The 19,382-nt window shown below is 53.1% G+C and carries 19 protein-coding genes and 2 tRNA genes; 17 read left to right on the forward strand and 4 right to left on the reverse strand.

Going from position 1 to position 19,382, the window contains the following annotated elements:
- Window positions 1-39 precede the first annotated feature (39 nt).
- From rplU to cgtA, 3 genes are all read left to right on the forward strand, one after another.
- Entirely contained in the window at window positions 40-351 is a 312-nt protein-coding gene (gene rplU, locus SD961_RS17175) for a 50S ribosomal protein L21 (RefSeq protein ID WP_024966679.1), read from the forward strand.
- A gap of 15 nt (window positions 352-366) precedes the next feature.
- Complete coding sequence (gene rpmA / locus SD961_RS17180; RefSeq protein WP_306210199.1) at window positions 367-624, forward strand: 50S ribosomal protein L27; 258 nt, start codon at window positions 367-369, stop codon at window positions 622-624.
- Between the two features lie 317 nt (window positions 625-941).
- Complete coding sequence (gene cgtA, locus SD961_RS17185) at window positions 942-2,129, forward strand: Obg family GTPase CgtA (protein ID WP_318791560.1); 1,188 nt, start codon at window positions 942-944, stop codon at window positions 2,127-2,129.
- Between the two features lie 102 nt (window positions 2,130-2,231).
- Here cgtA and pmrB read toward each other — a convergent pair whose 3' ends face one another.
- The 3 genes from pmrB to dacB are packed head-to-tail and all read right to left on the reverse strand — an operon-like array spanning window position 2,232 to window position 5,385.
- Window positions 2,232-3,287, reverse strand: coding sequence for a two-component system sensor histidine kinase PmrB (pmrB, locus tag SD961_RS17190; protein ID WP_318791561.1), 1,056 nt, complete (start codon window positions 3,285-3,287; stop codon window positions 2,232-2,234).
- The gene (pmrA, locus tag SD961_RS17195; RefSeq protein WP_318791562.1) at window positions 3,284-3,946 is read right to left on the reverse strand and encodes a two-component system response regulator PmrA; all 663 of its coding nucleotides are present in this window, start codon (window positions 3,944-3,946) and stop codon (window positions 3,284-3,286) included. The genes pmrB and pmrA overlap by 4 nt, the downstream gene beginning before the upstream one ends.
- Before the next feature lie 5 nt (window positions 3,947-3,951).
- Window positions 3,952-5,385, reverse strand: coding sequence for a serine-type D-Ala-D-Ala carboxypeptidase (dacB, locus tag SD961_RS17200; protein WP_318791638.1), 1,434 nt, complete (start codon window positions 5,383-5,385; stop codon window positions 3,952-3,954).
- A gap of 247 nt (window positions 5,386-5,632) precedes the next feature.
- Between dacB and greA the strand changes: the two genes are divergently transcribed.
- Window positions 5,633-6,109, forward strand: coding sequence for a transcription elongation factor GreA (greA, locus tag SD961_RS17205; protein WP_306210207.1), 477 nt, complete (start codon window positions 5,633-5,635; stop codon window positions 6,107-6,109).
- A gap of 119 nt (window positions 6,110-6,228) precedes the next feature.
- On the opposite strand, the gene yhbY is transcribed toward greA, so the two are convergent.
- Window positions 6,229-6,522: a ribosome assembly RNA-binding protein YhbY gene (gene yhbY, locus SD961_RS17210; RefSeq protein WP_158782080.1), complete on the reverse strand. Its 294-nt coding sequence runs from the start codon at window positions 6,520-6,522 to the stop codon at window positions 6,229-6,231.
- 128 nt (window positions 6,523-6,650) lie between these two features.
- On the opposite strand from yhbY, the gene rlmE reads away from it, so the two are divergent.
- From rlmE to rpsO, 13 genes are all read left to right on the forward strand, one after another.
- Window positions 6,651-7,280 carry a 23S rRNA (uridine(2552)-2'-O)-methyltransferase RlmE gene (rlmE, locus tag SD961_RS17215; protein WP_306210211.1) on the forward strand — a complete coding sequence of 210 codons (630 nt, stop codon included), beginning with the start codon at window positions 6,651-6,653 and terminating at the stop codon, window positions 7,278-7,280.
- A gap of 55 nt (window positions 7,281-7,335) precedes the next feature.
- The gene (gene ftsH / locus SD961_RS17220) at window positions 7,336-9,270 is read left to right on the forward strand and encodes an ATP-dependent zinc metalloprotease FtsH (RefSeq protein ID WP_318791563.1); all 1,935 of its coding nucleotides are present in this window, start codon (window positions 7,336-7,338) and stop codon (window positions 9,268-9,270) included.
- A 111-nt stretch (window positions 9,271-9,381) separates the two neighbouring features.
- Window positions 9,382-10,218 (forward strand): dihydropteroate synthase, encoded by an 837-nt coding sequence (gene folP, locus SD961_RS17225; protein WP_318791564.1) that lies wholly within the window; start codon window positions 9,382-9,384, stop codon window positions 10,216-10,218.
- A 4-nt stretch (window positions 10,219-10,222) separates the two neighbouring features.
- The gene (glmM, locus tag SD961_RS17230; protein ID WP_318791565.1) at window positions 10,223-11,557 is read left to right on the forward strand and encodes a phosphoglucosamine mutase; all 1,335 of its coding nucleotides are present in this window, start codon (window positions 10,223-10,225) and stop codon (window positions 11,555-11,557) included.
- A gap of 362 nt (window positions 11,558-11,919) precedes the next feature.
- The gene (secG, locus tag SD961_RS17235) at window positions 11,920-12,252 is read left to right on the forward strand and encodes a preprotein translocase subunit SecG (RefSeq protein WP_013204019.1); all 333 of its coding nucleotides are present in this window, start codon (window positions 11,920-11,922) and stop codon (window positions 12,250-12,252) included.
- 53 nt (window positions 12,253-12,305) lie between these two features.
- Window positions 12,306-12,392: transfer RNA gene (locus tag SD961_RS17240), tRNA-Leu, on the forward strand.
- A gap of 59 nt (window positions 12,393-12,451) precedes the next feature.
- Window positions 12,452-12,528: transfer RNA gene (locus SD961_RS17245), tRNA-Met, on the forward strand.
- A 213-nt stretch (window positions 12,529-12,741) separates the two neighbouring features.
- Window positions 12,742-13,194, forward strand: a complete 453-nt coding sequence (gene rimP / locus SD961_RS17250; RefSeq protein WP_306213042.1) for a ribosome maturation factor RimP — start codon at window positions 12,742-12,744, stop codon at window positions 13,192-13,194.
- Between the two features lie 24 nt (window positions 13,195-13,218).
- Window positions 13,219-14,706: a transcription termination factor NusA gene (gene nusA, locus SD961_RS17255; RefSeq protein WP_306210220.1), complete on the forward strand. Its 1,488-nt coding sequence runs from the start codon at window positions 13,219-13,221 to the stop codon at window positions 14,704-14,706.
- Window positions 14,707-14,730: 24 nt separating this feature from the next.
- Window positions 14,731-17,418 carry a translation initiation factor IF-2 gene (gene infB / locus SD961_RS17260; RefSeq protein ID WP_318791566.1) on the forward strand — a complete coding sequence of 896 codons (2,688 nt, stop codon included), beginning with the start codon at window positions 14,731-14,733 and terminating at the stop codon, window positions 17,416-17,418.
- Between the two features lie 68 nt (window positions 17,419-17,486).
- The gene (gene rbfA / locus SD961_RS17265) at window positions 17,487-17,900 is read left to right on the forward strand and encodes a 30S ribosome-binding factor RbfA (RefSeq protein WP_318791567.1); all 414 of its coding nucleotides are present in this window, start codon (window positions 17,487-17,489) and stop codon (window positions 17,898-17,900) included.
- Window positions 17,900-18,844: a tRNA pseudouridine(55) synthase TruB gene (truB, locus tag SD961_RS17270; protein WP_318791568.1), complete on the forward strand. Its 945-nt coding sequence runs from the start codon at window positions 17,900-17,902 to the stop codon at window positions 18,842-18,844. The genes rbfA and truB overlap by 1 nt, the downstream gene beginning before the upstream one ends.
- A gap of 108 nt (window positions 18,845-18,952) precedes the next feature.
- Window positions 18,953-19,222, forward strand: a complete 270-nt coding sequence (gene rpsO, locus SD961_RS17275; protein WP_024966694.1) for a 30S ribosomal protein S15 — start codon at window positions 18,953-18,955, stop codon at window positions 19,220-19,222.
- Window positions 19,223-19,382: the final 160 nt, after the last annotated feature.

Below are 19,382 nucleotides of genomic sequence, written 5' to 3' on the forward strand. Positions count from 1 at the left end.
CCTGAAACCAAGACGGCAAGCGCGAGAGCGGAGTTTTATATGTACGCGGTTTTCCAAAGTGGTGGTAAACAACACCGAGTAAGCGAAGGTCAGACCGTTCGCCTGGAAAAGCTGGACATCGCAACCGGCGAAACGATTGAATTCGACCAGGTTCTGATGATTGCCAACGGTGAAGACGTGACAATTGGCGCGCCTTTAGTTTCAGGTGGCGTGATCAAGGCAGAAATTATTGCTCATGGTCGTGGCGACAAAATCAAGATTGTTAAGTTCCGTCGTCGTAAACACTACCGTAAGCAGCAGGGTCACCGTCAGTGGTTCACTGATGTGAAGATCACTGGCATCAGCGCCTAAGAGGAGATCTGACAAATGGCACACAAAAAGGCTGGCGGCTCCACTCGAAATGGTCGCGATTCCAATGCAAAACGTCTCGGCGTTAAGCGTTTCGGCGGCGAAGCCGTACTGGCAGGTAGCATCATCGTTCGTCAGCGTGGAACCAAATTCCATGCGGGTACCAACGTAGGCTGCGGCCGTGACCACACCCTGTTTGCAACTGCAGACGGCAAGGTCAAATTCGAAGTTAAAGGCCCGAACAACCGTAAATTCATCAGCATCGTTGCTGAATAAGGTTTTCGTGCCTGAAAGCGGTACCTGATACCGCTTTCTGCAGCGAATCTGAAAGCCCCGCTATGATTGCGGGGCTTTTTACATTCTGTCTTAAGCCCCCGGCGTAATTCCTCCTGTGGGTAGACAGTAAAGACGATTTTTACTGTACACTTTACACTCAGCTGCACAATGTCTTGAGGCGGATCCCCTTTCTGGAATTGACGCGAAGACAGTTTCTGCGGCGCCAGACGCTCCGTCACAGGCATCTTTGTTTGCCACGACGGATCACCCCCGGACAGGCATACCCGTGCCGGGCGAATGATTTACGGAGAAGTAACATGAAGTTTGTTGATGAAGCGACGATACTCGTTGCTGCGGGCGATGGCGGCAATGGCTGCGTCAGCTTCCGTCGTGAAAAATATATCCCAAGAGGCGGTCCGGACGGCGGCGACGGTGGTGACGGCGGCGATGTCTACATGCAGGCCGACGAAAACCTGAACACCCTGATCGACTACCGTTTTGAAAAATCTTTCCGTGCTGAGCGTGGCCAGAACGGCCAGAGCCGTGACTGCACCGGCAAACGCGGCAAAGACATCATTATCAAAGTGCCGGTGGGCACACGCATCATCGATCAGGGCACTGGCGAAACGCTGGGTGACATGATGACCCATGGTCAGGTACAGATGGTCGCTAAAGGCGGCTGGCATGGCCTGGGCAACACCCGCTTCAAGTCGTCCGTTAACCGCTCTCCCCGTCAGAAAACGATGGGGACGCCAGGCGAAAAGCGCGATCTTCAGCTGGAACTGATGCTGCTGGCCGATGTGGGCATGCTGGGCTTACCTAATGCCGGCAAGTCGACCTTTATCCGTGCCGTTTCTGCCGCTAAGCCGAAAGTGGCGGACTATCCGTTTACCACTCTGGTGCCAAGCCTTGGCGTGGTGCGTATGGACAGCGAGAAGAGCTTCGTCATTGCCGATATTCCTGGCCTGATTGAAGGCGCCTCTGATGGCGCGGGTCTGGGCATCCGCTTCCTGAAGCACCTTGAACGCTGCCGCGTCCTGCTGCACACCATTGACCTGGCCCCGATTGATGAATCTGACCCGGTTGAGAATGCGCGCATCATCCTGGGCGAGCTGGAAAAATACAGCGAGAAACTGTTTAACAAACCTCGCTGGCTGGTGTTTAACAAGGTCGACCTGCTGGATCAGGAAGAGGCCGAGGCGCGGGCTAAAGCGATTGCTGAAGCGCTGGGCTGGACCGACAAGTATTACCTGATCTCTGCCGCTAACCGCGTAGGCGTCACGCCGCTGTGCTGGGATGTTATGTCCTTCATTATCGCTAATCCTAAGGAAGCGGAAGAAGAGCAGAAGCAGCCTGAAAAAGTGGAATTCATGTGGGACGACTATCATCGTCAGCAGCTGGAAGAAGCCGAAGCAGAGTCTGCGATCGAAGTGGAAGATGATGACTGGGATGACGACTGGGATGAAGAAGACGACGAAGGCGTCGAAATCATCTACAAGCGTTAATTCTTAGGGACACCCAGTGTGTCCCTTTTTTATGGGCGTCGCGCGCGGGCCACTCTCTGAAACGATATCACGCTCATATCATTATGCGCCTTCCTCCGGCGGCTAATTCAGCTTCTGCGGCAGCCAGCAGGTAGCGTCAAGGCCAGGGCGATCGTGGCGATTGGTTAAGCGTAGCTCGCCATGATGAAGCTGAGTAATGCGCTGGACAATATTCAGGCCCAGCCCGCTTCCCCCAAACCGCTGATCCATCCTTCTGAAGGCTTTAGTCAACTCCTGCGAGGCTGCGGGATCGATGCCCGGCCCCTCATCCCTGACAGTAAAGCTGCTGCCCTCATTATCCTGCTGAGCCAGCAAGGTGATGTGGCTGCCTTCCGGACTGTAGCGTGAAGCGTTTTCGATCAAATTACGCACCATCAGGCGCAGCAAAACGGCATCGCCCTGAATCTCCAGCGACAGATCGCCCGTTACCTCCAGTGTCTGCTTACGGCTGGCAAGCATCTCATTCATTTCCAGTTCAAGCGGCTTAAAAACGGTCTCCCAGTTCACCACCTGATAGTGACCGCCTGCCAGCGCCTGACCGGCGCGGGAGAGCATCAGCAACTGTTCAATGACGTGCATTAACTGATCGATACGCTCAACCAGCATAGGTCCCTGGGCTACGCCTTGTTGTCCGAGCAATTCAAGGTGAAGCCGCAGGCCTGCCAGCGGTGTACGGAGTTCGTGGGCGGCATCGGCGGTGAAAAGCCGCTCCTGCTGCAAGGTGTGATCCAGCCTGCCCAGCAACTGATTAAGCGCCCGAGTCACGGCGGCAATTTCATCCATATCGGAGAAGTGGGGAAGGGGAGTGAGATTATCAGCGGAACGCTCTGAAAGGCTGTTTTGCAGCGACTTCAGAGGGCGGACAATCCAGCTTATCGCCCAGAACGAGAGCAGCAGGGTGAAGCAGACCATAACCAGGGAAGGCAATAACAGGGAGGCGATCGCTTCCCTGATTTCGCCTTCAACATGCTCGTTGCGGGAATGGGCAGAGAGCGTCTCGTTGACCAGGAAACCAATCTGTTCACGGCTTTCGTGCCACAGCCAGGCTGCACTCATCATCTGGCAGGAGAGCAGGATCAGCGCCAGCATAATCAGTAAACGCCGACGCATACTGTTCAAGAGCGGTTTTCCAGACGGTAACCCACGCCGCGCACCGTTTTAATCCGATCCTTACCCAACTTGCGGCGAAGATTATGAATATGCACTTCCAGCGTGTTGGAGCCGTTATCGTCCTGCCAGCTATAAAGATCCTGCTGCAGCGTTTCACGATGCACGGTTTGATCGATGCGCATCAGCAACCGGGTAAGCAGCGCAAACTCTTTCGGTGTGATTTCCACCGGCTGCGTGTCGAGCCAGACCTGTTGTGATGAGAGATTCAACGACAAATCGCCATGTTGCAGAAGATTGTCGCTGCGTCCCTGATAACGGCGGATCAGCGCGCGCACTCTCGCTTTGAGTTCCGCAAGGGCGAACGGCTTGACCAGATAGTCATCGGCTCCCGCATCCAGACCTCCAACCCGATCTTCCAGCGCATCACGGGCAGTCAGGATCAGGACCGGCAGGTCAATATGCTCTTTGCGCCACTGCCGCAACAGCTCTCCTCCATCACGATCCGGCAGGCCAAGGTCGAGCACTATCAGGCTGTACTGGCCAGATTGCAGAAGCGCGCAGGCCTCTGCCGCTTTGGTCGCGGCATCAACAGCATAGCCTTCACTGGTGAGCGCCTGAACCAGACCGCCCAGTAGCAGCGCATCATCTTCAACAATCAGCAGTTTCATCGGGATCAGTTGTTCTGGTAAACATCCTTATAGAGCCGGCTTTCAAAGCGCACCAGCGGGATACGGCGCTGACGCTGATCTTCCGGGGGAACAGCATAACCCGAAAGATACTGGACAAATGCCACGCGCTGCCCGCTGGCCGTGGTCATAAAGCCAGCAAGGTTATACACACCCTGCAGGGAGCCGGTCTTGGCCGATACCTTGCCGTCCACGCCTGCTTCATGAAGACCTCCGCGATAACGTAACGTTCCGTCATAGCCTGCAAGCGGCAACATAGAGATATAATTCAGCTCACGATCGTTTTTCGCAATGTACTGCAACACTTGCATCATGGTAGCAGGGGAAATCAGATCGTGGCGAGAAAGCCCGGAACCATCTACCTGGATGCTGTTACCTAAATCCACATTCGCTTTTTGACGCAGGATTTGACGAACAGCATCAGAACCGGCACGCCAGGTGCCCGGTACGCCAAAGCGCTCATGGCCTATAGTGCGAAAAACGGTATCGGCGATCATGTTGTCTGACTTCTTCAGCATAATCTTCAGCAGATCGTGCAGGGGGGCAGACTGCGTTTGTGCCAGCACCGTAGCGGGGGGCGTCACCAGAGTCTGACGAAGCAGATGGCCGGAATAATCGATATCCGCAGCCTGCAACTCTGCTTTAAGCAGTGCGCCCGCGTAACTGGCACCATCCTGTATGGCAAAAGCCAGCGGCAGCGGTTCTGATCGCTGGGTCATACAGCCAGTGAGCGTAAAGCGGTTCAGTTCACCCGGAACCACATCCAGTTCACAATACTGCGCCTCCGGCGAGCCCTTCGCCAGCGTACGTACCTGACTGAACATGTTCACCGGATAGAACGAAGCCACGCGGATAAACGCGTTATCCCCAGCCTTTGGCGCACTGTACAGCGAGACAGAGAAGCAGTTACGGTCAACGATAGCGGCAGCGGGTGGCGCGCTGAAGCACTGGGTCATATCGTTCCACGGCCAGCCCGGTGCTTTGTCATGGCTGGCAAACACCGAGGTGTCGATAACCAGATTGCCATCAATATGATTTACGCCCTGTTTTTTCAGGGTGGCGACCATATTGCGCAAATCCTGCCGCGTCAGAGTGGGATCGCCGCCGAACCGAGCTACCAGATCACCCTGTAAGGTACCATTACTCACCGAGCCTTTGCTCTCAAGCTGCGTATGGAAACGATAATCCGGGCCAAGCTGAAGCAGCGCCGCCAACGCAGTTATCACCTTCATGGTACTGGCAGGAAGTGCCATTTGTTGGCTGTGATAATCGATAGAAGGGTTAGTTGCGCCTATTTTTTGCACAATTAACGCCAGGTTCGCGCCATCCGGCAGATATTGGGTATAGTCTTCAACCGAACCCGCCTGCGCATTTAGTACAAATGCGCAGGCCAGACCGGAAACAATTCGTGAAAATCGCATAATCTCGCGTTTACTGACAGGTGATGCCGACATACTACGGTGCATCGTTGTGGAAAGTAAACGATGACCCATAAGGAACTCTGGGTTAAAATACGTATCAAAATGCAAAACCACCAGGCCCTGGGTCTCTCTCGGGTCAGGTTTATTTCGTTTGTAATTCAGTAGCAAGCGCCGCAGAACGCTTTTTCTGCATCAACCTGTCAGGATGACGAAATTTTGCACAGGACAGATTTTACGAGGTATTGAGATGAATCAGATTCCGATGACGTTAAGGGGCGCGGACAAACTGCGCGAAGAGCTCGAAGAGCTGAAAACCATTAAACGCCCCAGAATTATTGCCTCAATTGCTGATGCGCGTGAGCACGGCGACTTAAAAGAGAACGCTGAGTATCACGCCGCGCGCGAAGAGCAGGGCTTTTGTGAAGGTCGTATTCAGGAGATAGAGGCTAAACTCTCTAATGCTCAGGTGATCGACGTCACTAAAATGAACGCGAACGGTCGGGTGATTTTTGGTTCAACGGTCACCGTATTGAACCTGGATACGGATGAAGAGTCAACTTACCGCATTGTTGGCGATGACGAAGCTGACTTTAAGCAAAATCTGATTTCTGTCAACTCGCCAATGGCGCGTGGCCTGATTGGTAAAGAAGTGGATGATGTGACCATCGTCAAAACGCCCGGCGGCGACGTCGAGTATGAAATTCTGAAGATAGAATATCTCTGAATTCTGCTACGCTGGAAAGTGCAGGCGTATTGTAAAGAAAGGAAAAAGGCCGCTAAGCGGCCTTTTATCAACATCAGGAGCATGTCACCTTCTGCGCAAGCGTCAGTTTTTACTGCGCCTCAGCGTGGAAGTGCGATCTTGCGTTCCTTCGTTGGACGGTACAGTACCAGCGTCTTGCCGATAACCTGCACGTTTGCTGCTTTGGTTTCGCGCACGATAGCCTCAACAACCAGTGCTTTCGTCTCACGGTCTTCCGTAGCGATTTTCACCTTGATGAGCTCGTGGTGCTCCAGTGCTTGTTCGATCTCGGCCAGCACCCCTTCGGTCAAACCGTTGTTGCCCAGCATGACCACAGGCTTCAGCGGATGGGCCAGCCCTTTGAGGTGTTGTTTTTGTTTGGTACTCAGATTCATCGTATTTTTTACTTACATTGGGATTGAAAACGGGTCATTCTACCGCCATCTCTGGTGTATCACCAAATCGGCATTGCTGATTTGCGCGGTTTATTTATCGCATACGCTGAATCATAGTTGGAAATTGTATGACTGGTAAAAAGCGTTCGGCCAGTTCCAGCCGCTGGCTACAGGAACACTTTAGCGATAAATATGTGCTTCAGGCACAGAAAAAAGGGCTGCGTTCGCGTGCCTGGTTTAAACTTGATGAAATACAGCAAGGTGACAAGCTGTTCAAGCCTGGAATGACCGTGGTTGACCTGGGTGCTGCACCCGGCGGCTGGTCCCAGTATGTGGTGACACAGATTGGGTCACAGGGCCGCGTCATTGGTTGTGATATCCTGCCGATGGATCCTATCGCTGGTGTCGATTTCCTTCAGGGCGATTTTCGTGATGAACTGGTAATGAAAGCCCTACTGGAACGCGTTGGCGACAATAAAGTGCAGGTTGTGATGTCCGATATGGCGCCCAACATGACAGGAACGCCCGCGGTAGATATTCCCCGCTCGATGTATTTAGTTGAGCTTGCGCTGGAAATGTGTCGAGATGTACTGGCACCTGGCGGCAGTTTTTTAGTGAAAGTGTTTCAGGGAGATGGCTTTGAAGATTACCTCCGGGAAATTCGCTCCCTGTTTACGAAAGTAAAAATTCGTAAGCCGGACGCTTCGCGCTCTCGATCGCGTGAAGTGTACATTGTAGCGACAGGGCGCAAACTATAGTACCCTACGCTGTCTGTTAACACAGTTGTAATAAGAGGTTAATCCCTTGAGTGACATGGCGAAAAACCTGATTCTCTGGTTAGTCATCGCAGTCGTGCTGATGTCTGTATTCCAGAGCTTTGGGCCCAGCGAGTCGAATGGCCGTAGGGTTGACTACTCAACCTTCCTGTCGGAAGTGAACCAGGATCAGGTCCGCGAGGCACGTATTAACGGGCGTGAAATCAACGTTGTCAAAAAAGACAGTAACAAATACACAACTTATATCCCCGTCAACGATCCTAAGTTGCTCGATAACCTGTTGACTAAAAATGTAAAAGTCGTGGGTGAACCACCGGAAGAACCGAGCCTGTTGGCTTCGATCTTTATCTCATGGTTCCCAATGCTGTTACTTATCGGTGTCTGGATCTTCTTTATGCGCCAGATGCAGGGCGGGGGCGGCAAAGGCGCGATGTCCTTTGGTAAAAGCAAAGCCCGCATGCTGACGGAAGATCAGATCAAGACCACCTTCGCCGATGTTGCCGGTTGCGACGAAGCGAAAGATGAAGTGGCTGAGCTGGTGGAATACCTGCGTGAGCCAAGCCGCTTCCAGAAGCTGGGTGGTAAAATTCCGAAAGGTGTACTGATGGTCGGTCCTCCGGGTACCGGTAAAACGCTGTTGGCGAAAGCCATTGCAGGCGAAGCTAAAGTGCCTTTCTTTACCATCTCCGGTTCTGACTTTGTTGAAATGTTCGTGGGTGTGGGTGCATCACGCGTCCGTGACATGTTCGAACAGGCCAAAAAAGCTGCGCCCTGCATCATCTTTATCGATGAGATTGATGCGGTAGGTCGTCAGCGTGGCGCCGGTTTAGGCGGTGGTCACGATGAACGTGAGCAGACCCTGAACCAGATGCTGGTTGAGATGGATGGTTTTGAAGGCAACGAAGGCATCATCGTGATTGCCGCAACTAACCGCCCAGACGTGCTTGACCCAGCGCTGCTGCGTCCGGGCCGCTTTGACCGTCAGGTTGTTGTCGGTCTGCCAGACGTACGTGGTCGCGAACAGATCCTGAAAGTGCATATGCGTCGTGTGCCTCTGGCAACCGACATTGAAGCATCAGTGATTGCCCGTGGTACCCCTGGCTTCTCCGGTGCCGATTTGGCTAACTTGGTCAATGAAGCGGCGCTGTTTGCTGCCCGTGGCAACAAACGCGTTGTCTCAATGGTCGAGTTCGAAAAAGCGAAAGACAAAATTATGATGGGTGCGGAACGTCGCTCCATGGTGATGACAGAATCGCAGAAAGAGTCCACGGCTTATCACGAAGCGGGTCACGCGATTATCGGTCGCCTGGTGCCAGAACACGATCCGGTTCACAAAGTGACCATCATTCCTCGTGGTCGTGCACTGGGTGTGACGTTCTTCCTGCCTGAAGGCGATGCGATCAGCGCAAGCCGTCAGAAACTGGAAAGTCAGATCTCCACGCTGTACGGTGGCCGTCTGGCAGAAGAGATCATTTACGGCGTGGAACACGTTTCTACTGGTGCGTCTAACGACATCAAAGTAGCAACCTCTATCGCACGTAACATGGTGACGCAATGGGGCTTCTCAGAGAAACTTGGCCCGCTGTTGTATGCTGAAGAAGAGGGTGAAGTTTTCCTTGGTCGTTCAGTGGCGAAAGCGAAGCACATGTCTGATGAAACCGCACGTATCATTGACCAGGAAGTGAAATCTCTGGTTGAAGGCAACTACCAGCGCGCTCGCCGTATTCTGAATGAAAATATGGATATACTTCATGCAATGAAAGATGCGTTGATGAAGTATGAAACCATTGATGCTCCGCAGATCGATGACCTGATGGCACGACGTGAAGTACGTCCGCCACAAGGTTGGGAAGATCCGGGTAGCACCAATAATTCTGATAACAACGGTACGCCAAAGGCGCCGCGCCCGGTTGATGAACCGCGCACGCCTAACCCTGGCAATACCATGTCAGAGCAGCTGGGCGACAAATAGCACCTTTGTTCGTCTGAGCTCACTCCAAACCCCGGCCTTGACCGGGGTTTTTTATATCCTTAGATTGACCACCCTGACTGACCTGCAGAATACGTTTGGAGAGTAACCGTTATGAAGCTTTATGCCCGGGATACCGTGCTCGATTTGTCTCATCCTCATGTGATGGGGATCCTGAATGTGACCCCCGACTCTTTTTCGGATGGTGGAAAGCATAACGAGCTGGTACAGGCGCTGACGCATGCCAACGAAATGATTAATGCAGGCGCCACCATTATTGATGTGGGTGGGGAATCCACCCGGCCAGGCGCTGATGAAGTCAGCGTTGAGCAGGAGCTTGAGCGGGTCATTCCGGTGGTGGAGGCGCTGTCACAGCGTTTTGAAGTCTGGATCTCTGTGGATACCTCTAAGCCAGAGGTGATCCGCGAGTCTGCAAACGCGGGTGCGCATATCATCAACGATATACGCTCCTTACAGGAACCCGGTGCGCTTGAGGCCGCCGCAGAAACGGGACTGCCAGTCTGCCTGATGCATATGCAGGGCGAACCGCGAACCATGCAGCAGGCACCCAAATATACCCGGCTTCTGCAGGATATCGACGCCTTTTTCGTTCAGCATATCGCCCGCTGCGAAGCTGCAGGGATTAAAAAAGAGCAGTTGATCCTCGACCCGGGATTCGGTTTCGGTAAGAATCTCTCCCATAATTATCAGCTGCTGGCCCATCTGGCCGATTTTCACCGCTTTGGGCTGCCGCTGCTGGCAGGAATGTCCCGCAAGAGTATGATTGGTCAACTGCTGAACGTCGGGCCGTCACAACGGCTTACCGGAAGCCTGGCCTGCGCGGTGATTGCCGCAATGCAGGGCGCGCATATTCTGCGCGTTCATGATGTCAAAGAAACTGTCGAGGCGATGCGCGTCGTCGAGGCAACACTGTCAGCGAAGGAAGAGTAACGTTATGAGCAACCGTAAGTATTTTGGCACCGATGGTATCCGCGGCAAAGTAGGCGAGTCTCCAATCACGCCTGATTTCGTACTCAAGCTGGGCTGGGCTGCGGGGAAGGTGCTAGCGCGTAATGGCTCAAAGAAAATTATTATCGGTAAGGACACGCGTATCTCAGGCTATATGCTGGAATCAGCTTTAGAAGCCGGACTGGCCGCCGCAGGTCTTTCCGCTGCCTTTACCGGCCCTATGCCTACGCCAGCCATTGCCTACCTGACGCGCACCTTCCGTGCAGAGGCGGGGATCGTCATTTCCGCTTCACACAATCCTTTTGACGATAATGGCATTAAATTTTTCTCTGTAGAAGGCACAAAATTGCCCGATGACGTGGAAGAAGCCATTGAAGCAGAAATGGAAAAGCCGATCACCTGCGTGGAATCTGCGGAGCTGGGGCGTGCCAGCCGTATTGTCGATGCCGCTGGCCGTTATATTGAGTTCTGCAAAGGGACCTTCCCCAGCGAGCTTAGCCTTAATGGCCTGAAGATTGTGGTGGACTGCGCAAATGGCGCCACTTACCACATCGCGCCTAATGTGTTGCGTGAGCTTGGTGCCACCGTTATCACTCTTGGCGTGCAGCCAGACGGCATGAACATTAATAAAGAGTGTGGTGCCACCGACGTACGCCAGCTTCAGGCACGCGTACTGGCTGAAAAGGCAGATATCGGCCTGGCTTACGATGGCGATGGTGACCGCATCATGATGGTGGACCACCTTGGCCTCAAAGTGGATGGCGACCAGATCCTCTATATCATCGCTCGTGAAGGGCTTCGTCAGGGACAGCTGCGTGGCGGCGTGGTGGGGACACTGATGAGCAACATGGGGCTTGAGCTGGCGCTTAAACAGCTTGGTATCCCGTTTGCCAGGGCCAAAGTGGGTGACCGCTATGTGCTGGAGAAATTGCAGGAAAAAGGGTGGCGACTCGGTGCAGAAAACTCTGGTCACGTCATCCTGCTGGATAAAACCACCACAGGTGATGGTATTGTTGCCGGTTTGCAGGTGCTGACTGCAATGGTGCGTAATCATATGAGCCTGCACGACTTGTGCAGCGGTATGAAACTGCTACCTCAAATTCTGGTTAACGTTCGCTTTAGCGGCACTACTGACCCGCTTGAGGACGAAACGGTTAAAACGGTTACCGCCGAGGTGGAAAAGGAGTTAAAGGGCAGGGGACGCGTGCTGTTGCGTAAATCTGGCACGGAGCCGTTGATCCGCGTTATGGTTGAAGGGGAAGATGAAGCCCTGGTGACCGGTCTGGCTCACCGGATTGCGGATGCGGTAAAAGCAGTCTGATGCCTCTCTGGGGTGCTGATGACCCCCGGCTGCAGAAAAGGCCTGCATTGCCTCAGGGTAATGCGGGCGCAGAAATGTCTGCTGCGCCCGCCTTTTTCTGCCCCTTTTGGGGATCAAAAGACGCGCGCTATTATTTCTCTTTTTCTGCACAAATACTCACCAGATGAGTGATTTACGCGCAGATTATCGCTGCCTTTGCCGTTTTTTTCCGCAATCAGTAGCAGGGCAGTAAATTGCTCTTGCGCACTCAGGCGGCTTTGGTTAGTATTCACACCCGCTTCTGATGGGTAGTGAAGACGCTATCTCTCTAACTGGTTTGAAGCTTTTGATGTGCGGTTAACGCGCAAGGAAACAGGTTGATTATGTACGAAGCTCTCTTGGTAGTTTTCCTTATTGTGGCAATCGGCCTTGTTGGTCTGATTATGCTTCAGCAAGGTAAAGGCGCTGATATGGGCGCGTCATTTGGTGCAGGCGGTTCCGCTACGCTGTTTGGTTCTAACGGTTCAGGTAACTTTATGACCCGTATGACCGCAGTACTGGCGACATTGTTCTTCATCATTAGCTTGATTCTGGGCAACCTCAATAGCAACAAAACGCAGAAAGGAAGCGAGTGGGAAAATCTGACTCAGCCTGCACAGTCGCAGCAGAGCCAGCCAGCTAAACCGGCCACGCCGGGTAGCGATATCCCACAGTAAGCAGTAAGGGTGTGATTTCGACACGACAGAAATAAAAAAGTCGTCTCTTTAGTGCCGTGGTGGTGGAATTGGTAGACACGCTACCTTGAGGTGGTAGTGCCCGCATGGGCTTACGGGTTCAAGTCCCGTCCTCGGTACCAAACTTCAGTATTGCTTGCATTTTATGCAAGATCGGCGTAGTATTTGCCACGTTTTCGGACGCGGGGTGGAGCAGCCTGGTAGCTCGTCGGGCTCATAACCCGAAGGTCGTCGGTTCAAATCCGGCCCCCGCAACCACTTTCCCTTAGAGTTCTTTTTCAAATATACTGTATGCATCGCACGGCGCATTTTCAGCAGATTTTGAAAAAAATTCTTTTGGATTGTGCCGAACCGCCAGATTTTTGGCGTACAGGGTCCAGTCGCATTAAGCCCCGATTTATCGGGGTTTTTTGTTATCAGGAAACAGCATACTGGGCTATTAAGCCCTTTTTTTATGTCTTGGGGGTGGCCTTGTCCACATTAGAGCAAAAATTAACTGAGCTGATCACAGCACCGGTAGAAGCGCTGGGCTACGAACTGGTCGGTATCGAGTTTGTACGCGGTCGCACATCCACGTTGCGCATCTATATTGATAGTGAAGATGGCATCAATGTTGACGATTGTGCTGATGTTAGCCACCAGGTAAGTGCCGTATTCGATGTCGAAGACCCGATAACCGTCGCTTACAACCTTGAAGTCTCCTCACCAGGCCTTGAGCGCCCACTCTTTACCGCTGCGCATTACGCACAATTTATTGGCGAAGAAGTGAGCCTGGTGCTGCGTATGGCCGTTCAAAACCGCCGCAAATGGCAGGGCATCATTAAATCTGTTGAAGGTGAAATGATCACTGTTGCTGTTGAGGGTAACGACGAAGTGTTCGCGCTGAGCAATATTCAGAAGGCGAACCTGGTTCCCCACTTTTAAAAGTCCGGATTGAGGCATACCAGGATGAACAAAGAAATCTTAGCTGTAGTTGAGGCTGTGTCGAACGAGAAATCACTCCCGCGCGAAAAGATTTTCGAAGCGCTGGAGAGCGCACTGGCAACGGCTACCAAAAAGAAATATGAGCAGGAAATCGACGTGCGTGTCAGCATTGACCGTAAAAGCGGCGATTTCGATACGTTCCGCCGTTGGGTAATCGTCGACGAAGTGACTATGCCGACGCGTGAAATCACGCTGGATGCTGCTCGTTACGAAGATGAGTCGCTGAATCTGGGCGAGTACGTTGAAGATCAGATTGAATCAGTGACCTTTGACCGTATCACCACGCAAACCGCTAAACAGGTTATTGTGCAGAAAGTGCGCGAAGCTGAGCGTGCGATGGTGGTTGATCAGTTCCGTGAGCAGGAAGGTGAGATCATCACCGGCGTGGTTAAAAAAGTAAACCGCGACAACATCTCTCTGGATCTGGGCAGCAATGCTGAAGCCGTCATCATTCGTGAAGATATGCTGCCGCGCGAAAACTTCCGTCCGGGTGACCGTATTCGCGGCGTACTCTACGCAGTGCGTCCTGAGGCTCGCGGTGCTCAGCTGTTTGTCAGCCGTTCCAAACCGGAAATGTTGATCGAACTGTTCCGCATTGAAGTGCCAGAAATTGGCGAAGAAGTGATTGAAATTAAAGCCGCCGCGCGCGATCCTGGCTCTCGTGCCAAGATTGCAGTTAAAACCAACGACAAGCGTATCGACCCGGTCGGTGCTTGCGTAGGTATGCGTGGTGCGCGTGTTCAGGCAGTATCCAGCGAGCTGGGTGGCGAGCGTATTGATATCGTACTGTGGGATGATAATCCTGCCCAGTTCGTGATCAACGCTATGGCCCCGGCGGATGTTGCCTCTATCGTGGTGGACGAAGATAATCACACCATGGATATCGCTGTTGAAGCCGGTAATCTGGCTCAGGCGATTGGCCGTAATGGTCAAAACGTGCGTCTGGCATCGCAGCTGAGTGGCTGGGAGCTGAACGTGATGACGGTCGACGATCTGCAGGCGAAGCACCAGGCTGAAGCCCATGCTGCCATCGACGTCTTTACCAAATATCTCGATATCGATGAAGATTTCGCTACGGTTCTGGTTGAAGAAGGTTTCTCTTCTCTCGAAGAACTGGCGTATGTTCCGATTAATGAGCTGTTGGAAATCGACGGTCTGGATGAAGAGACAGTAGAAGCGCTGCGCGATCGTGCGAAAAATGCGTTAACCACCCTGGCGCTGGCGAAAGAAGAGAGCCTGGGCGTAAACCAGCCGGCAGAAGATTTGCTGAATCTGGAAGGTCTTGAACGTGAGCTGGCATTTAAGCTGGCCGCAAAAGGCGTCTGTACGCTGGAAGATCTTGCCGAACAGGGTGTTGACGACCTGACAGATATTGAAGGCCTGAATGATGAGCGGGCTGGTGAGCTGATTATGGCTGCACGTAATATCTGCTGGTTCGGCGACGACGCGTAATAAACTGTAGCAGGAAGGAACAGCATGACAGATGTAACTGTAAAATCGCTGGCCGCAGAGATTCAGACACCGGTAGAACGCCTGGTACAGCAATTTGCTGATGCAGGGATCCGCAAGTCTGAAACAGACTCTGTGACGCAGCAGGAAAAAGAAACGCTCCTTACCCATTTGAATCGCGATCATAATGGCGGTTCAGGTAAACTGACTCTGCAGCGCAAAACGCGCAGCACCTTAAATGTCCCCGGTACCGGTGGCAAAAGTAAGTCGGTACAAATTGAAGTCCGCAAAAAGCGCACCTATGTAAAAGGCGATTCTGCAGAAGCTGAACAGGCTGAAGCGGAAGAGCAGGCACAGCGTGAAGCGGAAGAACTGGCTCGTCGCGAGGCTGAAGAAAAAGCCCAGCGCGAAGCTCAAGACAAAGCGAAGCGTGAAGCCGAGGAGCAGGCTAAACGTGAGGCAGCTGATAAAGCCAAACGTGAAGCAGCGGAAAAAGACAAAGTGAGCAATCAACATACTGACGAAGTAACCCGGGCGACGCAATCTGACAAAGCCCGTCGCGAAGCAGAAGCTGCAGAACTGAAGCGTAAAGCCGAAGAAGAAGCGCATCGCAAGATCGAAGAAGAAGCGAAGCGCGTAGCGGAAGAGGCTCGTAAAATGGCTGAAGAGAAAGGCACCGAGTGGACCGAAGTGAAAGAAGTGGAAGACACTTCTGATTACCACGTGACCACATCAACGCACGCTCGTGCGGCTGAAGACGAGAACGATGCTAAGGTTGAAGGCGATCGTCGTACCCGTGCGGTTCGTCCGGCGAAAGCTCCTCGCTCCAAGAAAGGCAACAAGCATTCTGAAGCGAAAACTGACCGTGAAGAAGCGCGTGCGCAGGTTCGCGGCGGCAAAGGCGGCAAACGCAAGCCAAGCACCCTGCAGCAGGGCTTCAACAAGCCAGCTCAGGCTGTTAACCGTGACGTAATCATCGGTGAAACCATCACCGTAGCGGAACTGGCGAACAAAATGGCCGTGAAAGGTTCTCTGGTCATCAAAGCGATGATGAAAATGGGCGCTATGGCGACCATTAACCAGGTTATCGATCAGGAAACAGCTCAGCTGGTCGCGGAAGAGATGGGTCACAAAGTGACGCTGCGCCGTGAAAACGAGCTGGAAGATGCGGTAATGAGCGATCGTGATACTCACGCTACTCAGGAATCCCGCGCGCCAGTCGTGACCATCATGGGCCACGTTGACCACGGTAAAACTTCACTGCTGGACTACATTCGCTCCACCAAAATCGCCTCTGGCGAAGCGGGCGGCATTACTCAGCACATCGGTGCTTACCATGTAGAAACCGACACCGGTATGATCACCTTCCTGGATACCCCGGGCCACGCCGCGTTTACCGCGATGCGTGCACGTGGTGCTCAGGCAACGGATATCGTTATCCTGGTGGTAGCAGCTGACGATGGCGTGATGCCACAGACTATCGAAGCGATCCAGCATGCTAAAGCGGCGAAAGTGCCGGTTGTGGTTGCGGTGAACAAAGTCGATAAGCCTGATGCCGATCCAGACCGCGTGAAAAACGAGCTCACCCAGTACGGCATCATTCCGGAAGAGTGGGGCGGCGAGAACATGTTTGTTAACGTTTCAGCCAAAGCCGGTACCGGTATTGATGACCTGCTGAACGCCATCCTGTTGCAGGCTGAAGTTCTGGAACTGAGCGCCGTTCGTCAGGGTATGGCAAGCGGTGTGGTTATCGAATCCTTCCTGGATAAAGGTCGTGGTCCGGTTGCTACGGTGCTGGTACGTGAAGGCACGCTGAACAAAGGCGATATCGTGCTGTGCGGCTTCGAATATGGCCGTGTACGTGCGATGCGTGACGAATTAGGCCGTGAAGTGATGGAAGCGGGTCCTTCTATTCCTGTGGAAATCCTGGGTCTGTCAGGCGTGCCTGCAGCCGGTGATGAAGCGACCGTAGTCCGTGACGAGAAGAAAGCCCGTGAAGTGGCACTCTATCGTCAGGGCAAATTCCGTGAAGTTAAGCTGGCGCGTCAGCAGAAATCCAAACTGGAAAACATGTTTGCCAACATGACCGAAGGCGAAGTTTCCGAGCTGAATATCGTGCTGAAAGCTGACGTTCAGGGTTCTGTCGAAGCTATCTCCGACTCTCTGCAGAAGCTCTCGACTGACGAAGTTAAAGTCAAAATCGTGGGTTCCGGTGTGGGTGGAATTACCGAGACGGATGCCACGCTGGCAGCAGCGTCCAACGCTATCCTGATTGGCTTCAACGTTCGTGCCGATGCTTCTGCTCGCCGCGTAGTGGATTCCGAAAGCCTGGATCTGCGTTACTACTCCATCATCTATAATCTGATTGATGAAGTTAAGCAGGCGATGAGCGGTATGCTGGCGCCTGAGTACAAGCATCAGATCACCGGTCTGGCTGAAGTGCGTGACGTGTTCAAATCACCTAAGTTCGGCGCTATCGCGGGCTGTATGGTGACGGAAGGCAACATCAAGCGTCACAACCCAATCCGCGTCCTGCGTGACAACGTGGTTATCTATGAAGGCGAGCTGGAATCTCTGCGCCGCTTCAAAGATGACGTTAACGAAGTCCGTAACGGCATGGAATGTGGTATCGGCGTGAAGAACTACAACGATGTGCGTGTTGGCGATATGATCGAAGTATTCGAAATTATCGAAATCCAGCGTACCATCGATTAATGGTCGCCTGAAAATGTGACTTATTTGGGAGGCCGTCGTGCCTCCCGAATTATTTGGAGAGTATTAATATGGCGAAAGAATTTGGTCGCCCACAGCGTGTCTCTCAGGAACTGCAAAAAGAGATCGCAATCATTTTACAGCGTGAGATCAAAGATCCTCGTCTGGGCATGATGGTTACTGTCTCAGGCGTCGATCTCTCTCGTGACCTGGCCTACGCCAAAGTGTTTGTCACCTTTCTGAATGACAAAGACGAAGACGCTATCAAAAGCGGTCTGCGCGCGCTGGGTGATTCCACGGGCTATATCCGCTCTTTGCTGGGTAAAGCGATGCGTTTGCGTATCGTGCCGGAACTGACCTTCTTCTACGACAACTCGCTGGTTGAAGGGATGCGTATGTCTAACCTGGTCACTAACGTGGTCAGAAATGACGCCGAGCGCCGTGGGCCGGACGCAGAGCAGGAAGAAGACAAGAAGGAAGAGTAATGAGCCGTCCTCGTCGTCGCGGTCGCGACGTCCACGGTGTTCTGCTGCTGGACAAACCACAGGGGCTTTCAAGCAATGATGCCCTGCAAAAAGTGAAACGGTTGTTCACGGCTAACCGCGCCGGTCACACGGGCGCGCTGGATCCTCTGGCTACGGGCATGCTGCCGATCTGCCTGGGTGAAGCCACCAAGTTCTCTCAGTATCTTCTGGACTCCGATAAACGCTACCGCGTTATTGCCCGTCTGGGGCAGCGCACCGACACCTCTGATGCCGACGGACAGGTTATCAGCGAGCGTCCGGTTGCGTTTACGCAGCAGGAGCTGGATCGTGCGCTGGAGAGCTTCCGTGGGGAAACCCAGCAGGTACCTTCCATGTACTCTGCGCTGAAGTACCAGGGGCGCAAGCTGTATGAGTATGCCCGTGAAGGTATTGAAGTGCCGCGCGAAGCCCGTAGCATCACGGTCTATGAGCTGCAGTTTATCCGCTGGGAAGGGGATGAGCTTGAGCTGGAGATCCACTGCTCAAAGGGCACCTATATCCGCACCATTACTGACGATCTCGGTGAGATGCTGGGCTGTGGCGCACATGTGATTTACCTGCGTCGTTTACAGGTTGCCACTTATCCCATTACCAGTATGGTGACGCTGGAGCAGCTGGCCGCGCTGAGCGAAGAAGCGTTCCGTACTGAGCGTCCACCAGCAGAACTGCTGGACCCTCTGTTGATGCCGATGGACAGCCCGGCTGCCGCCTGGCCTGTAGTTAACTTGCCGGTAACCGTCTCCGCTTACTTTAAACAGGGCATGCCGGTACAGGCTGCTAATGCACCTACCTCCGGGCTGGTGCGGGTAACGGAAGGCGATGAGCATAAGTTTATTGGCATGGCGGAAATTGCTGAAGATGGTCGCGTCGCGCCTCGTCGGCTGGTTGTAGAATATTCCGACTAGTCATTTGCGTAAGCCTGTGGCTCAGAGTAGAATAGTGCGGCTTTACCATTGGGTTGCTGAATTAGAGATCGGCACCTGTACATTTATCTTATAATTTGGAGTTGTATCATGTCTCTAAGTGTTGAAACTAAAGCGCAGATCGTTGCTGATTACGGTCGTGATGCGAATGACAGTGGTTCTACCGAAGTTCAGGTTGCTTTGCTGACTGCACAGATTAACCATCTGCAGGGGCACTTCTCTGAGCACAAAAAAGACCACCACAGCCGTCGCGGTCTGCTGCGTATGGTTTCCCAGCGTCGTAAGCTGCTGGATTACCTGAAGCGTAAAGATGTTGCACGTTACACCAGCCTGATCGAACGTCTGGGTCTGCGTCGCTAAATCTTAGAGTCTGCCACGCCGCTTTCGGCGCATCACGGTGCGCCAAACAGGCACCAGGGCAGATTCGTGCGAGTTTCGCTAAAAAGGGGCCTTTATGGCCCCTTTTTTCAGGTGAACCGCAGCATTTCAGGCCAAACTATTGTATTGTTGCAGCGTGTGA

The sequence above is a fragment of the Erwinia sp. MMLR14_017 genome (assembly GCF_033657285.1).
Classification (GTDB): Bacteria; Pseudomonadota; Gammaproteobacteria; order Enterobacterales; family Enterobacteriaceae; genus Erwinia.